12 protein-coding genes and 4 tRNA genes are annotated in these 14,859 nt (G+C 56.2%); 11 read left to right on the forward strand and 5 right to left on the reverse strand.

Translation table 11 applies throughout. The features are described from left to right. Position 1 precedes the first annotated feature (1 nt). The 9 genes from wzxE (at position 2) to PGR79_RS22695 (ending at position 6,549) form a co-directional block, all read left to right on the forward strand. Positions 2-1,252 (forward strand): lipid III flippase WzxE, encoded by a 1,251-nt coding sequence (gene wzxE, locus PGR79_RS22655; RefSeq protein ID WP_045378694.1) that lies wholly within the window; start codon positions 2-4, stop codon positions 1,250-1,252. After that, a complete protein-coding gene (locus PGR79_RS22660; RefSeq protein WP_430922548.1) occupies positions 1,249-2,325 on the forward strand; it encodes a TDP-N-acetylfucosamine:lipid II N-acetylfucosaminyltransferase in 1,077 nt (358 codons plus the stop codon). Before wzxE ends, PGR79_RS22660 begins: the two co-directional genes overlap by 4 nt. Beyond that, positions 2,322-3,668 (forward strand): ECA oligosaccharide polymerase, encoded by a 1,347-nt coding sequence (wzyE, locus tag PGR79_RS22665; protein WP_087858705.1) that lies wholly within the window; start codon positions 2,322-2,324, stop codon positions 3,666-3,668. The genes PGR79_RS22660 and wzyE overlap by 4 nt, the downstream gene beginning before the upstream one ends. A gap of 11 nt (positions 3,669-3,679) precedes the next feature. Continuing rightward, complete coding sequence (wecG, locus tag PGR79_RS22670) at positions 3,680-4,420, forward strand: lipopolysaccharide N-acetylmannosaminouronosyltransferase (RefSeq protein ID WP_015368874.1); 741 nt, start codon at positions 3,680-3,682, stop codon at positions 4,418-4,420. 205 nt (positions 4,421-4,625) lie between these two features. After that, positions 4,626-6,011: a bifunctional threonine/serine APC transporter ThrP gene (gene thrP / locus PGR79_RS22675; protein ID WP_087858704.1), complete on the forward strand. Its 1,386-nt coding sequence runs from the start codon at positions 4,626-4,628 to the stop codon at positions 6,009-6,011. Positions 6,012-6,113: 102 nt separating this feature from the next. Then, a tRNA-Arg gene (locus PGR79_RS22680) sits at positions 6,114-6,190 on the forward strand. A 55-nt stretch (positions 6,191-6,245) separates the two neighbouring features. Continuing rightward, positions 6,246-6,321: transfer RNA gene (locus PGR79_RS22685), tRNA-His, on the forward strand. A gap of 22 nt (positions 6,322-6,343) precedes the next feature. Further along, positions 6,344-6,430, forward strand: a tRNA-Leu gene (locus PGR79_RS22690). Positions 6,431-6,472: 42 nt separating this feature from the next. Beyond that, a tRNA-Pro gene (locus tag PGR79_RS22695) sits at positions 6,473-6,549 on the forward strand. A gap of 466 nt (positions 6,550-7,015) precedes the next feature. Here PGR79_RS22695 and hemY read toward each other — a convergent pair. Genes hemY through hemC form a run of 4 tightly spaced genes read right to left on the reverse strand, consistent with a single transcriptional unit; the run spans position 7,016 to position 11,088 of the window. Next, positions 7,016-8,212: a protoheme IX biogenesis protein HemY gene (gene hemY, locus PGR79_RS22700; protein ID WP_042894676.1), complete on the reverse strand. Its 1,197-nt coding sequence runs from the start codon at positions 8,210-8,212 to the stop codon at positions 7,016-7,018. Positions 8,213-8,215: 3 nt separating this feature from the next. Continuing rightward, positions 8,216-9,388 (reverse strand): uroporphyrinogen-III C-methyltransferase, encoded by a 1,173-nt coding sequence (hemX, locus tag PGR79_RS22705; RefSeq protein WP_113374970.1) that lies wholly within the window; start codon positions 9,386-9,388, stop codon positions 8,216-8,218. A gap of 21 nt (positions 9,389-9,409) precedes the next feature. Continuing rightward, positions 9,410-10,150 carry a uroporphyrinogen-III synthase gene (hemD, locus tag PGR79_RS22710; RefSeq protein ID WP_113374971.1) on the reverse strand — a complete coding sequence of 247 codons (741 nt, stop codon included), beginning with the start codon at positions 10,148-10,150 and terminating at the stop codon, positions 9,410-9,412. After that, positions 10,147-11,088 (reverse strand): hydroxymethylbilane synthase, encoded by a 942-nt coding sequence (hemC, locus tag PGR79_RS22715; RefSeq protein ID WP_032715387.1) that lies wholly within the window; start codon positions 11,086-11,088, stop codon positions 10,147-10,149. The genes hemD and hemC overlap by 4 nt, the downstream gene beginning before the upstream one ends. Before the next feature lie 350 nt (positions 11,089-11,438). Between hemC and cyaA the strand changes: the two genes are divergently transcribed. Continuing rightward, entirely contained in the window at positions 11,439-13,991 is a 2,553-nt protein-coding gene (gene cyaA / locus PGR79_RS22720; RefSeq protein ID WP_015368868.1) for a class I adenylate cyclase, read from the forward strand. A 45-nt stretch (positions 13,992-14,036) separates the two neighbouring features. Here the strand turns inward: cyaA and cyaY are convergent, their stop codons facing one another. After that, positions 14,037-14,360, reverse strand: coding sequence for an iron donor protein CyaY (gene cyaY, locus PGR79_RS22725; protein WP_430922551.1), 324 nt, complete (start codon positions 14,358-14,360; stop codon positions 14,037-14,039). Between the two features lie 263 nt (positions 14,361-14,623). On the opposite strand from cyaY, the gene lptM reads away from it, so the two are divergent. Continuing rightward, a complete protein-coding gene (gene lptM, locus PGR79_RS22730) occupies positions 14,624-14,827 on the forward strand; it encodes an LPS translocon maturation chaperone LptM (RefSeq protein ID WP_020077593.1) in 204 nt (67 codons plus the stop codon). Positions 14,828-14,859: the final 32 nt, after the last annotated feature.

The raw sequence follows: 14,859 nt of genomic DNA on the forward strand, positions 1-14,859 counted from the left end.
TATGTCGTTGGCAAAAGCGTCACTGTGGACCGCGGCGTCCACCTTAGTCAAAATAGGCGCCGGTCTGCTGGTGGTAAAGCTGCTGGCGGTCTCATTTGGCCCGGCGGGCGTGGGCCAGGCCGGTAACTTCCGGCAATTGGTCACCGTCCTTGGCGTACTGGCGGGCGCCGGGATTTTTAATGGCGTCACTAAGCTGGTTGCCCAACATCACGACGATCCGCTACGCCTGAAGCAGGTGGTTGGGACGTCGTCATCAATGGTGCTCGGCTTTTCCACCCTGTTAGCGCTGGTCTTTTTGCTGGCGGCGGCGCCCATAAGCCAGGCGCTGTTCGGCCATTCGCACTACCAGAATCTGGTACGTCTGGTGGCGCTGGTGCAGATGGGGATTGCGTGGGCCAACTATTTGCTGGCGCTGATGAAAGGTTTTCGCGATGCTGCGGGTAACGCTTTTTCGCTGATTGCCGGTAGCCTGATTGGCGTTGCGGCCTATTACGCCTGTTACTACTTCGGTGGTTATCAGGGGGCGCTGTTAGGGCTGGCGTTAGTCCCCGCGTTGGTGGTGGTTCCGGCCGCCATTATGCTATGGCGGCGTGGCGCGATCCCGTTGAGCGCGCTACGCCCGCGTTGGGATAACGGGCTTGCAGGGCAGCTATCGAAATTTACCCTGATGGCGCTGATTACCTCGGTGACGCTGCCGGTGGCCTATGTGATGATGCGTAATCTGCTGGCGGCGCATTACGGCTGGGAGGCGGTCGGTATCTGGCAGGGGGTGAGCAGTATCTCAGATGCCTACCTGCAGTTTATTACCGCCTCCTTTAGCGTGTATCTGCTGCCTACGCTGTCGCGGCTGAGCGCCAAAACGGACATCACGCGTGAGATAGTGAAGTCGTTGAAATTCGTTCTGCCGGCGGTGGCGGCGGCGAGCCTGACGGTCTGGCTGCTGCGCGATTTTGCCATCTGGCTACTGTTTTCCGCGCGCTTCACCGCGATGCGCGACCTGTTCGCCTGGCAGCTGGTGGGCGATGTTTTAAAAGTTGGCGCTTACGTCTACGGCTATCTGGTGATCGCCAAAGCGTCATTGCGTTTTTATATTCTGACGGAAATCAGCCAGTTCACGCTGCTGACCGCATTTTCACACTGGCTTATTCCGGCGCACGGCGCACTTGGCGCGGCGCAGGCGTATATGGCCACTTATATTGTTTATTTCGCCCTTTGTAGTGGCGTGTTTTTACTCTGGCGTAAACGGGCATGACAGCACTGATACACGTACTGGGATCGGATATCCCGCACCACAACCAGACCGTATTGCGGTTCTTTAACGACGAACTGGCCGCCGACGCGCGGGCCAGGACGTTTATGGTCGTGGGTGATGCGACAGGTATGCGCGAGGCGTATCCGGCGCTGGAGATTACCTGCTACCCGGCTAAGAAATCGCTGGCGCAGGCGGTGATTGCCAAAGCGAAAGCCGATCGCCAGCAGCGCTTTTTTTTCCACGGCCAGTTTAATACCGGTCTGTGGCTGGCGTTGTTGAGCGGCGGGATCCGCCCGTCGCAATTTAACTGGCATATCTGGGGCGCGGATCTGTATGAGAACTCCGTTAGCCTGAAATTCCGTCTTTTTTATCCTCTGCGCCGCATGGCGCAAGGGCGGGTAGGGCGCGTCTTCGCCACCCGCGGCGATCTCAGCTGGTTTGCTAATCGCCATCCACGCGTGCCGGGCGAACTGCTGTACTTCCCGACCCGTATGGATCCATCGCTAAATTCCCTTGCCGATACCGCCCCGCGCGGTGACACCCTGACCATTCTGGTGGGGAATTCCGGCGATCGTAGTAACGAGCATATTGCAGCGCTGAAGGCGATACATCAGCAGTTTGGCGATACGGTGAATGTCATCGTACCGATGGGCTATCCGGCTAACAATGAAGCGTACATTGACGAAGTGCGCCAGGCGGGAGAGACGCTGTTTAGTCGCGAGCATCTGCAGATCCTTAGCGAGAAGCTTGAGTTTGATGATTATCTGGCGCTGCTGCGCCGCTGCGATCTGGGTTATTTCCTGTTTGCTCGCCAGCAGGGTATCGGCACGCTGTGCCTGCTGATTCAGGCGGGTATTCCCTGCGTGCTCAATCGCGAAAATCCGTTCTGGCAGGATATGACCGAACAACAGATCCCGGTGCTGTTTACCACCGATACCCTGGACGCCAATGTGGTGCGCGAAGCACAGCGTCAGTTAGCGAGCGTTGATAAAACGCAAATCGCCTTCTTCCGCCCGAACTATCTGGCGGGCTGGCAGCGGGCGCTACAGCTGGCAGCGGAGGCGCGGGTATGACGTTAATGCAATTTAGCGGGCTGTTGGTGGTCTGGCTACTGTCGACGCTGTTTATCGCTACCGCCACCTGGTTTGAGTTCCGCCGCGTGCGATTTAACTTCAACGTCTTTTTCTCGTTGTTGTTCCTGCTCACCTTTTTCTTCGGCTTCCCGTTAACCAGTATCCTGGTGTTCCGCTTTGACGTCAGCGTAGCGCCACCGGAAATTTTGCTGCAGACGCTGCTGGTTGCGGTGTGTTTCTATGCTATCTACTACGTGACCTACAAAACGCGCCTGCGTCCGGCATCGCGCGATGTTCCACGTCGTCCGCTGTTTACCATGAACCGGGTTGAAACCCATCTGGCCTGGGGGATTTTGATGGGGCTGGCGCTGCTGTGCGTCGGTATCTTCTTCGCCCACAACGGTTTCCTGCTATTTAAGCTCAATTCATACAGCCAGATATTCTCTGCGGAAGTGTCCGGCGTGGCGTTGAAGCGCTTCTTCTACTTCTTTATTCCGGCGATGCTGGTGATCTATTTCCTGCGTCAGGATTACAAGGCGTGGATTTTTTTCCTGGTGAGCACCGTCGCCTTTGGCCTGCTGACCTACGCGATCGTCGGCGGTACCCGCGCCAATATCATTATCGCTTTCGCTATCTTCCTGTTTATCGGCATTATTCGCGGCTGGATCAGCCTGTGGATGCTGGCGGCGGCGGGTGTGCTGGGCATTGTCGGCATGTTCTGGCTGGCGTTGAAGCGCTACGGGATGAACGTTAGCGGCGATGAAGCGTTTTATACTTTCCTCTATCTCACGCGCGATACCTTCTCGCCGTGGGAGAACCTGGCGCTGCTGCTGCAGAACTACGACAAGATTGAGTTCCAGGGGCTGGCGCCGATGATCCGCGACTTCTACGTCTTTATCCCCAGTTGGATGTGGCACGGTCGCCCGACAATGGTGCTGAATACCGCCAATTACTTCACGTGGGAAGTATTAAACAACCATTCGGGGCTGGCGATATCGCCGACGCTGATTGGTTCGCTGGTGGTAATGGGCGGCGTATGGTTCGTACCGCTGGGCGCCGTCGCGGTAGGGCTAATCATTAAATGGTTTGACTGGTTGTACGAACTTGGCAATCGGGAGAGCAATCGCTACAAAGCGGCTATCCTGCATAGTTTCTGTTTCGGCGCTATCTTCAACATGATAGTGCTGGCGCGCGAAGGGTTGGATTCGTTTGGCTCCCGCGTGGTGTTTTTCCTCGTGATCTTTGGTATCTGCTTGTTAGCGGCGAAATTGCTGTACTGGCTCCTGGACAGCGCAGGATTGATTCATAAGCGGTTGAAGCCGCTTTCGCAACCGCAGGTATGATAAGGATGAACATGACTGATAACACTTCCGCGCCGCAGTATGCGCTGCGAGGGCTGCAGCTTATTGGTTGGCGCGACATGCAGCATGCGCTCAACTATCTCTTCGCCGACGGCGAACTGCGTCAGGGAACGCTGGTTGCGATCAACGCCGAAAAAATGCTGGCGGTAGAAGATAACCCGGAAGTGCGAGCGCTGATTGAGGCCGCCGAGTTTAAATATGCCGACGGCATCAGCGTCGTGCGCTCATTACGCAAAAAATATCCGCAGGCTGAGGTGTCGCGCGTTGCCGGCGCCGATCTGTGGGAAGCCTTAATGGAGCGCGCCGGGGCGCAGGGAACGCCGGTGTTTCTGATTGGCGGTAAGCCCGAGGTGCTGGCGGAGACGCAAGCGAAGCTGCGTGAGCGCTGGAAGGTGAATATCGTCGGCAGTCAGGACGGCTATTTTTCCGCCGATCAGCGCCAGCAGCTGTTTGAGCGGGTACGCGACAGCGGGGCGAAAATTGTCACCGTCGCGATGGGATCGCCGCGCCAGGAAATTCTGATGCGCGACTGCCGACTGGTGTATCCCGCAGCGCTGTATATGGGCGTTGGCGGCACTTATGACGTCTTTACCGGTCACGTACACCGAGCGCCCAAATTCTGGCAGAACCTGGGGCTGGAGTGGTTCTATCGCCTGCTCCTGCAGCCGAGCCGCATTAAAAGACAGTTCCGTTTACTGCGCTATTTACGTTGGCATTATTCCGGCAAGCTCTGATATTCCACTGCAACCAGAAGAGATTGCATACATATTCTGTGTAATCTCTTCACTCGCCTGATACTTTATTTGCCATTTCCGTAAAATTAATTAACCATTCGCATGCTTCAAACGCGTGGGGGAGACCTGCGCGTCGGCAAGGCTATGGTTTCAATTAATAACAATAACCGGCAGTACCCGGAATACAGCAAACACAAGAGGCTTTATGACTGAGAAAAAAGCGGAACTCCAGCGTGGACTGGAGGCCCGACATATTGAGCTAATCGCGCTAGGCGGGACGATTGGCGTAGGGTTATTTATGGGGGCGGCAAGTACGCTGAAGTGGGCCGGTCCGTCCGTCCTGCTGGCGTATATTATCGCCGGTTTATTTGTCTTCTTTATCATGCGTTCGATGGGCGAAATGTTGTTCCTCGAACCGGTAACCGGCTCGTTTGCCGTTTACGCACACCGTTATATGAGCCCGTTCTTCGGCTATCTCACGGCCTGGTCATACTGGTTTATGTGGATGGCGGTGGGGATATCTGAGATCACCGCCATCGGAGTATATGTGCAGTTCTGGTTCCCGGAGATGGCGCAGTGGATCCCGGCGCTGATTGCCGTCGGGCTGGTCGCGCTAGCGAACCTGGCGGCAGTACGTCTTTACGGTGAGATCGAGTTCTGGTTTGCAATGATTAAAGTCACCACCATTATCGTGATGATTGTCATCGGCCTGGGCGTTATCTTCTTTGGCTTCGGCAATGGCGGACAGTCGATCGGTTTTGGCAACCTGACCGAACACGGCGGCTTCTTCGCCGGCGGCTGGAAAGGCTTCCTGACGGCGCTGTGTATTGTCGTCGCCTCTTATCAGGGCGTTGAACTTATCGGTATCACCGCCGGAGAAGCGAAAAATCCGCAAGTCACGCTGCGTAGCGCGGTGGGCAAAGTGCTTTGGCGTATCCTGATTTTCTATGTGGGGGCGATTTTCGTTATCGTGACTATCTTCCCTTGGAACCAGATTGGCTCGACTGGAAGCCCGTTCGTCCTCACCTTCGCCAAAATCGGCATTACCGCGGCGGCGGGGATTATCAACTTCGTGGTGCTGACCGCAGCGCTGTCAGGGTGCAACAGCGGGATGTATAGCTGTGGGCGTATGCTGTACGCGCTGGCGCGCAACCGCCAGCTACCGGCGGCAATGGCCAAAGTGTCGCGTCAGGGCGTACCGGTAGCGGGCGTCGCGCTGTCGATCGTGATTCTGCTCATCGGTTCGTGCCTGAACTACATTATTCCTAACCCGCAGCGCGTGTTTGTCTATGTTTATAGCGCCAGCGTATTGCCGGGGATGGTGCCGTGGTTTGTGATCCTGATTAGCCAGCTGCGTTTCCGTCGCGAGCATCAGCAGGCGATGGCCAGCCATCCGTTCCGTTCGCTGTTGTTCCCGTGGGCGAACTATTTGACGATGGCATTCCTCGTTTGTGTGCTAATCGGCATGGGAATTAACGATGAAACCCGGATGTCGCTCTTTGTCGGAATTATTTTCCTCGCCCTGGTGACCCTTATTTATAAGGTTTTCGGCCTCGGCAAGCGGGGGAATCTTGATAAAACGGCGGAATAAGCGCCAAAGCGCACAAACTGTGAGCAAATAGAAATTTTATTTAAAAAGGCACTAGACAGGGGTGGGGGAAGTCCGTATTATCCACCCCCGCAACGGCGCTAAGCGCCCGTAGCTCAGCTGGATAGAGCGCTGCCCTCCGGAGGCAGAGGTCTCAGGTTCGAATCCTGTCGGGCGCACCATTTACCCGGTGCTGGAGCTGCGGTGGTTTTAATACCGCGTAAAAGAATTGTTGTGGTGGCTATAGCTCAGTTGGTAGAGCCCTGGATTGTGATTCCAGTTGTCGTGGGTTCGAATCCCATTAGCCACCCCATTATTTGATAGAGTTGTGAATTGCGAAGGTGGCGGAATTGGTAGACGCGCTAGCTTCAGGTGTTAGTGTTCTTACGGACGTGGGGGTTCAAGTCCCCCCCCTCGCACCACGACTTTAAAGAATTGAACTAAAAATTCAAAAAGCAGTATTTCGGCGAGTAGCGCAGCTTGGTAGCGCAACTGGTTTGGGACCAGTGGGTCGGAGGTTCGAATCCTCTCTCGCCGACCAATTTTGAACCCCGCTTCGGCGGGGTTTTTTGTTTTCCGGATTTGCTCAATCATCTTTTATCCCGCTGATCTTCCTCGTAAAAAATAGTTTCTATCTCTGCGAATTATTGTCCGGAATTGTCCCAAATGATTGCTGCGATAGATGCAATCTCGCTGGATCCTGTGCGATAATAATCGGGTAGATGCTCATTCCATCTCTTATGTTCGCCTTCGTGCCTCATAAACTCGGGAATGATGCAGAGCCGTACTTACGGTGCTTATCGTCCACTGATAGATGTCGCATTTTATATGTCTCATCAAACACCATGGACATAACGTTGAGTGAAGCACCCAATTTGTTGTCAAACAGACCTGTTTTAACGCCTGCCCTGATTTCAGTGCAGGCGTTTTTTTCTTTCAGGGGAAGGCTATCTTTTCGCGAGAGAAGGGCGCTATCGCCCCGAACGAGGCGATAGCGTTATTGTGAATTACTGCTGAGGGTTATTGTGCAGCGTCAACAGCAGGCCGTCACGACGCATGGTCGCCGCTTCTTCCGGCTGATGCAGGCGGTCCAGCGCATCGGCAAGCCACGCGTAATCAAAGGCATCCGGACGCTGCTTAAGCGCGGCGCGGAAGGCGATACTGGCCTCCTGCCATTCACCGTGACGCATCAGCGACTGGCCCAGGGTGCTCCACAGCAGCGGACGGTCGCCGACGGCTTTGATCTGCTGGCGCAGCACTTTCTCCAGTTGCTCCGGATTATTGGTCTTCAGTCGCGGGATCGGCATGACCAGGCGGTCGTCATACTGTTTCTTCAGACCATCGATAATAATCTGCTGCGCGGTATCGTGATCGTCGCTCTCGATAAGGCGTTCGGCCATTGCCACCTGCAGCGGTATCAGCGCGCGCGTTTTACGGCTCTGGTTGCGCCACCATTCGCGTAGCCCTTCGCTACCGCCGTCGGCCAGCGCTTTGTCCATCAGGCCAATCCACGCTAGCTGTTCCAGCGCGGCGCGGTGCTCTTCATCCCCCACGTTGGCTTTCGCCATGGATGGAATGATGTCCAGCAGTGAATTCCACGCGCCGGTGCGGGTATAGGCCTGCTCGGCAAGACGCAGCACCTCCGGATGACGCGGGGTCACTTCCAGCAGCTTATCGATGCCGTGACGAGCGGCGTGGTTTTCGTTCCGCGCCAACTGTAGACGCACGCGGGTAATTTCGACCGGGATGAGATCGTCGCCGGCCAGTTCGGCGGCGCGCTCAAGGTGCTGATTGGCGCGAGCTTCATCGCCGCGCTGTTGGGCCGCTTCCGCCGCTAACAGATAGTTCACGACCGGTTGTTCGGCGTGATCGGCATTTTTCGCCATCAGCTTTTCAACCTGTTGGTAATCGCCTTCCGCCAGTTTCAGCAGCGCTTGCTCGGTTTGCTTACGCGCGCGGCGGCGCTTACGGCCGACGAACCAGCCGCGCGTGTGCGCGCCGGTACGGAAAATGCGGCGCAGAAGCCACTCGATAGCGAACAGCACCACCATTGCGAGGATCAGGATGATCACAAGGCCCGTCACGCTGGTTTCGATATTGTAGTTATCGGTCTGGATCAGAACGTAGCCCTGGTGGCCCGCGATCATCGGGCCGACGACGATCCCGGCGATCAGCAGTGCGAAAAGCAGGAGAATTTTCAGCATCGGTTATTCTCCTTGCGGCGCAGGGGCTGGCGCGGTCGCTGCTGGCGCTGGCGCCGGAGCGGCTGCCGCAGGCTGGGCCATCAAATTACGCACCCGGGTTTGCATCAGCTTTTCCAGCAGGCTCTGGCTCTGCAGCGTTTCCGGCACGCTCATGGTGATACTCTGCTGACTGAGCTTATCCACCTCTTCAAGGAAAGCCTTGGTGGTGGCGTCTTCAGTATCGTAATAGGCGCGCACCCAGGTGGAGACGTTTTCCAGCGCCTGCTTATAGGTTTCTTCCTGATGACGCGGCACCGCCTGCGCGGCAACCAGCAGACGAGAGCGGATATTTTCGCGCAGATAGACATCCTGATTTGGCGCTAACAGCGGCACCGCCGTTTCGTCGCGGCGACGTATGGTAATAAAGCTATCCATAAAGTTCTGCCAGCTTTTCTGCAGGTTAACGCGCCATTCGCCGATGGAGCTGGAGAGCTCATCGCTGTCGGCATCCATCGGGGAATCATCGTCGTTATTATCAGCCAGGCGCAGATTGTCGATTTGGTTCGCCAGCTGGTTAACCTTGAGGATAATGCCGTCGTAATCGACCTGGCTTACCGCCGACAGCGAAGCGATGTCATCGGTGATGGCGCGGCGCGCGCCGATAAGGCTTGGGTCGTTCATGTCGGCGAGGCTGGCATCGGCGCTTTTCAGCAGTGCGGCGGCGGTCGTCACATCCTGATCGCTCCACAGCTTACGTCCCGCCAGCTTAACCAGGAAATCAGCCTGCGCCAGCAGCCAGGTTTTGGCGTCGCTGCCGGAAATCACGGCAACTTTTTGCTGTAGCTCATCAAGCTGTTTCGTCAGGGTTTCCTGTTCGCGTTTGGCTTCGCTCAGCCGATCGGCCTGCTGTTTGATAATGCCTTCCAGCTCGCTCTTCTGGCTGTCCTGCGCTTTTTGCAGCGCCGCGAGCTGGCTTGCTAATTCAGAGCTGGTTTCGTTTTGCCGAGTAACCTGTTGCTTATTTAAGCCATACAGGCCAATACCGGCGGCGAGGGCGATAGCGATAGCAATCGCGCTGAGCGTCAGGCTGGTTTTGTTGCCGGCCTTTTTCTTCTCGTTGTTTTCTGGCTGTGGCGTGGTTTCCACGGCCTCCCTGGTCTCTTCAACCACGGCGGATTGATTTTGTTGTTCCGTCATTATGGCTTCCAATGTTGAGAGTTATTGTAATGCGCGTAGCAGCGCATCGTTGTCGGCGTTATCGGCAACCTGAATATCCTGCCAGCCCAATTCCCGGGCCTGAAGGGCCAGACGTTCGCTGACAACGACAAGGCTACAGTGCAGCAGCCACTGTTCGCGATACCACTGGGGTATTAACGACCACAGCTGCTGCAGCATCTCGCCGCTGGTGACCACCAGCGTAGTGACTCCACGAGATTGCCAGCGCATAGCCTCTTCCGCACCATCATAGTACTTCGCACAACGTTGATAACATTCACAAAATGTTACTTCGGCGCCGCGTTCACGCAGCGTGTCGCCTAATAATTCCCGCCCGCCGTTGCCGCGCAGAATCAGGGCTTTCTTGCCCGCAATGTTTTGTAATTCAGGTAATTGTAGCAAGACTTCGCTGATTTCCCGATCTAACGGGTAACGGATATTTTTACCACTGACCGTATGCAGGGCCAGCGCGGTGGTGCGGCCTATCGAGAAATAGGCCGGGTCGGAGGGCCAGCGTTGGCTCTCCTGCAGCAGACGAGCATGGGCGAATTCCACCGCATGCTGCGACAGCGCAAACAACAAATCGTCCGCGCCTAATGCCGCCAGCTGGCGCGGGAGCGCTGCCAGTTCTCGACCCGGCGTGAATTCAATCAGCGGAAAGCTCCAGGCCACGCGTCCCAGCGCGCGCAGGCGGCTGACTAACTCTTCACCTTGCGGTAGCGGACGAGTGACCAGGATGCTCATCGTGGGGCTTCTCCATCATAGACCGCCGCGAGGATGTCGCGGGCGCCGTTATCCAGTAGCTCTTCCGCCAGCGAGACGCCGAGCGCCTCTGCCTCTTCCGGCCGCCCGCGACGTTCGCCGCGCACGACCCGCGACCCATCCGGCGCGCCTACCAGCGCCCGTAGCCACAGCTCACCATCGCGTAGTTCGGCATAGCTGCCAATCGGCACCTGACAACCGCCTTCGAGACGGGTGTTCATCGCCCGCTCGGCACGTACGCGCACGGCGGTTTCCGTATGGTTAAGCGGCGCTAATAGCGCTTTGGTCCATTCATCGTCAAGGCGGCATTCGATACCCACCGCGCCCTGGCCAACGGCCGGCAGAGATTGTTCAGGCGAGAGCGGCTGGCGAATACGCGCTTCCAGTTTCAGGCGTTTCAGCCCGGCGGCGGCAAGGATAATAGCGTCATACTCGCCGTTATCGAGTTTGCCTAATCGCGTGCCGACGTTGCCGCGTAGCGAGCGAATCACCAGATCGGGGCGCTCTGCCGCCAACTGGCACTGGCGACGTAAACTTGACGTGCCAACGATGCTGCCAGCCGGCAGCGCGTCAATTGAGGCATAGTGATTGGAAACAAAGGCGTCGCGCGGATCTTCACGTTCGCAGATGGTGACCAATCCCAGGCCTTCAGGGAATTCGACCGGGACATCTTTCATCGAATGGACGGCAATATCGGCGCGCCCCTCAATCATGGCGAGCTCTAACTCTTTTACAAATAAGCCCTTGCCGCCCACTTTCGCCAGCGGGGTATCAAGGAGCACGTCGCCGCGGGTGACCATGGGCACCAGCTCAACGGAAAGCCCCGGATGACAGGACTCCAGACGCTCTTTCACATAATGTGCCTGCCATAGCGCAAGCGGGCTTTGCCGTGTGGCAATTCTCAAAACTTTGTCTAACATGCTTGTTACCGTCATTGTCGACCATGAGCCATCCTAACATTGTTGCTTTAGGGATGTTAGTTTCGCGGTTAATGTGGGATGCTGGCATGATGACCTTTAGCGTTTCATGCGGATGCGGTTGCCGCAAGCGTAGTGGGGAATTTACACCCGGCAAACGGTGCTACACTTGTATGTAGCGCATCTTTCTTTACGGTCAATCAGCAAGGTGTTAAATTGATCACGTTTTAAACCATTTGTCAGCCAGCAGTTCATCACAACCACACCGATGACGAATGGTGACGGTTCTTGTTGAAATACTGAAATCCTCCGTACTATTGTACGTCGGATTTTTGAACATCAGGCGATATGTCTTGTACCTCTATATTGAGACACTGAAACAGAGACTGGATGCCATCAATCAATTGCGCGTGGATCGCGCGCTTGCTGCCATGGGACCCGCTTTCCAGCAGGTTTACAGTCTTCTGCCGACATTACTACATTATCATCACCCGCTGATGCCGGGTTACCTTGACGGTAACGTTCCCCGCGGCATTTGCCTCTACACGCCTGATGAAACCCAACGCCACTATCTTGACGAACTCGAACTGCATCGCGGCCTGCTAACGCAGGAGCCGCCGAAAGGCGAACTGCCGATTACCGGCGTCTATTCGATGGGCAGTACCTCTTCCGTTGGGCAAAGCTGCTCTTCCGATCTGGATATCTGGGTATGCCATCAGGCCTGGCTGGATAACGAAGAACGCCAACTGCTGCAGCGTAAATGCAGCCTGCTTGAAAGCTGGGCGGCGTCGCTCGGCGTCGAGGTCAGTTTCTTCCTGATCGACGAAAACCGCTTCCGCCATAACGAAAGCGGCAGCCTCGGCGGCGAAGACTGTGGTTCGACCCAGCATATTTTGTTGCTCGATGAATTTTACCGCACCGCCGTGCGTCTTGCCGGGAAACGTATTCTGTGGAATATGGTGCCGGGCGATGAAGAAGATCATTACGATGATTACGTGATGGGGCTGTATGCCCAGGGCGTGCTGACGCCAAACGAATGGCTCGATCTCGGCGGCCTCAGTTCGCTGTCGGCGGAAGAGTACTTCGGCGCCAGCCTGTGGCAGCTGTATAAAAGCATCGACTCCCCGTATAAAGCGGTGTTGAAAACGCTGCTGCTGGAAGCCTACTCCTGGGAATACCCCAACAACCGCCTGTTGGCGAAAGATATTAAACAGCGCCTGCACGATGGCGAGATTGTCTCATTCGGTCTCGACCCTTACTGCATGATGCTGGAGCGCGTAACCGCCTATCTGCAGGCTATCGAAGACGACACCCGTCTCGATCTGGTTCGTCGCTGCTTCTATTTGAAAGTCTGTGAAAAACTCAGCCGCGAGCGCGCCTGCGTGGGCTGGCGTCGTGAAGTCGTCAGCCAGCTGGTGAAAGAGTGGGGCTGGGATGAAAAGCGTCTGATGATGCTCGATAACCGCGCTAACTGGAAAATCGATGAAGTGCGCAAAGCGCACAACGAACTGCTCGACGCGATGATGCAGAGCTATCGTAATCTGATCCGCTTCGCTCGGCGCAATAACCTTAGCGTCTCCGCCAGCCCGCAAGATATCGGCGTGCTGACGCGCAAGCTGTATGCGGCCTTTGAAGCGCTGCCGGGCAAGGTCACCCTGGTGAACCCGCAAATTTCACCGGACCTGTCGGAGCCGAATCTGACCTTTATCCACGTGCCGCCGGGCCGCGCCAACCGTACCGGTTGGTATCTGTATAACCGCGCGCCGGATATGGAATCGATTATCAGCCATCAGCCGCTGGAATATAACCGTTATCTTAATAAGCTGGTGGCCTGGGCCTGGTTTAACGGCCTGCTGACCTCACGCACCCGTCTGTTTATTAAGGGCAACGGTATCGTCGATTTGCCGAAGCTGCAGGAGATGGTGGCCGACGTGTCGCACCACTTCCCGCTGCGCCTGCCGGCGCCGACGCCAAAAGCGCTGTACAGCCCGTGCGAAATTCGCCACCTGGCGATTATCGTCAACCTCGAATATGACCCGACGGCAGCTTTCCGCAATCAGGTGGTGCATTTCGACTTCCGTAAGCTCGATGTTTTCAGCTTCGGCGAAGAGCAAAAATGCCTGATTGGCAGCGTCGACCTGCTGTATCGCAACTCGTGGAACGAAGTGCGCACGCTGCACTTTAACGGCGAGCAGGCGATGATCGAAGCGCTGAAGACTATTCTCGGCAAAATGCATCAGGACGCTGCGCCGCCGGATAGCGTGGAGGTGTTCTGCTATAGCCAGCATCTTCGCGGCCTTATCCGCACCCGCGTGCAGCAGATGGTCTCCGAGTGCATCGAACTGCGCCTCTCTAGTACCCGTCAGGACACCGGGCGCTTCAAAGCGCTGCGCGTCTCCGGCCAGACCTGGGGCCTGTTCTTCGAGCGCCTGAACGTTTCGGTGCAGAAGCTGGAAAACGCCATTGAGTTCTACGGCGCTATCTCGCACAACAAGCTCCACGGCCTGTCGGTACAGGTAGAAACCAATCATGTTAAGCTGCCGGCGGTGGTGGATGGCTTCGCCAGCGAAGGGATTATTCAATTCTTCTTTGAAGATGCGGATAACAATGACAGCGGCTTTAACATCTACATTCTCGACGAAAGCAACCGCGCAGAGGTCTATCATCACTGCGAAGGCAGCAAAGAAGAGCTGGTGCGCGACGTCAGCCGCTTCTACTCGTCATCGCACGATCGCTTCACCTACGGCTCAAGCTTCATTAACTTCAACCTGCCGCAGTTCTATCAGATAGTCGAAGTTGACGGACGCACGCAGGTGATCCCGTTCCGCAGTCAAGCGATTGCCGCCGCGGTGCCGCCGGGCCAGGAAGCGGTCGCCTCACCGGTGCTGCAGCAGCGCTACTCGTAGATTTGCCCCGGATAAGGCGCGATGCGCCGCCATCCGGGAAAGACGTCATTTACGGAAGCTCACCGTCTCGCCGGCCTGATTGCTCGCCGCCTGCTCCAGCAGATCCCAGAAGCGTTCGCCACTGCGATCGCAGATCCACTCATCGCCTTGCAGATCGAAGTGATAGCCGCCTTGCTTGGTCGCCAGCCAGACCTGATGCAGCGGCTCCTGACGGTTAATAATGATCTTACTGCCATTTTCGAAGCTGATGGTCAGCACGCCGCCATTGATTTCGCAGTCGATATCGCTGTCGCCGTCCCAGTCGTCCAGACGTTCTTCGATGGTCATCCACAGGCTATCGGCCAGGCGATGGAATTCACTGTCGTTCATGGTTATATACCCTAAATAATTCGAGTTGCAGGAAGGCGGCGACGCAGGGAGTCCCAGGAGCTTACTCCAGTAAGTGACTGGGGCGAGCGAGGAAAGCCAACGTACATGCAGCTTGAATTATAACGGGTATAGCCTGCTTTTTTGAAGATAGCCGCAGCATAACGCGAAACAAAAGCGCGTGCAGTCAGATGCTAAACGCTTGCTTTTACGTCTTCTCCTGCGATGATAGAAAGCAGTAACGAATGAATCATGGGCAACTATCAATGAAAAACGTTTTACCCACGCTTGCCGTTCTGTTTGCAATCTTCAGCCTGACCGGCTGCGGTTTGAAAGGGCCGCTGTATTTCCCGCCGGCAGACAAAACCGCGCCGCCGCCGACCAAGCCGGTTAACCCAGGCATTCAGAGCGCGACGCCGGATCGTAACGATCGCGGCGATAATGGCGGTCCGACCCAGGTTAACTATTAACGATAACGTTCTGTTCCGCGCAATTGGAGTAG

This window comes from Klebsiella sp. 141161, assembly GCF_050600815.1.
Lineage (GTDB): Bacteria > Pseudomonadota > Gammaproteobacteria > Enterobacterales > Enterobacteriaceae > Klebsiella > Klebsiella aerogenes.

What these genes read in the sequence shown, in the direction of transcription:
- wzxE (WP_045378694.1), top strand. Translation starts at nt 2, where the DNA reads ATGTCGTTGGCAAAAGCGTCACTGTGGACCGCGGCGTCCACCTTAGTC.
- PGR79_RS22660 (WP_430922548.1), top strand. Translation starts at nt 1,249, where the DNA reads ATGACAGCACTGATACACGTACTGGGATCGGATATCCCGCACCACAAC.
- wzyE (WP_087858705.1), top strand. Translation starts at nt 2,322, where the DNA reads ATGACGTTAATGCAATTTAGCGGGCTGTTGGTGGTCTGGCTACTGTCG.
- wecG (WP_015368874.1), top strand. Translation starts at nt 3,680, where the DNA reads ATGACTGATAACACTTCCGCGCCGCAGTATGCGCTGCGAGGGCTGCAG.
- thrP (WP_087858704.1), top strand. Translation starts at nt 4,626, where the DNA reads ATGACTGAGAAAAAAGCGGAACTCCAGCGTGGACTGGAGGCCCGACAT.
- hemY (WP_042894676.1), bottom strand. Translation starts at nt 8,212, where the DNA reads ATGCTGAAAATTCTCCTGCTTTTCGCACTGCTGATCGCCGGGATCGTC.
- hemX (WP_113374970.1), bottom strand. Translation starts at nt 9,388, where the DNA reads ATGACGGAACAACAAAATCAATCCGCCGTGGTTGAAGAGACCAGGGAG.
- hemD (WP_113374971.1), bottom strand. Translation starts at nt 10,150, where the DNA reads ATGAGCATCCTGGTCACTCGTCCGCTACCGCAAGGTGAAGAGTTAGTC.
- hemC (WP_032715387.1), bottom strand. Translation starts at nt 11,088, where the DNA reads ATGTTAGACAAAGTTTTGAGAATTGCCACACGGCAAAGCCCGCTTGCG.
- cyaY (WP_430922551.1), bottom strand. Translation starts at nt 14,360, where the DNA reads ATGAACGACAGTGAATTCCATCGCCTGGCCGATAGCCTGTGGATGACC.
- lptM (WP_020077593.1), top strand. Translation starts at nt 14,624, where the DNA reads ATGAAAAACGTTTTACCCACGCTTGCCGTTCTGTTTGCAATCTTCAGC.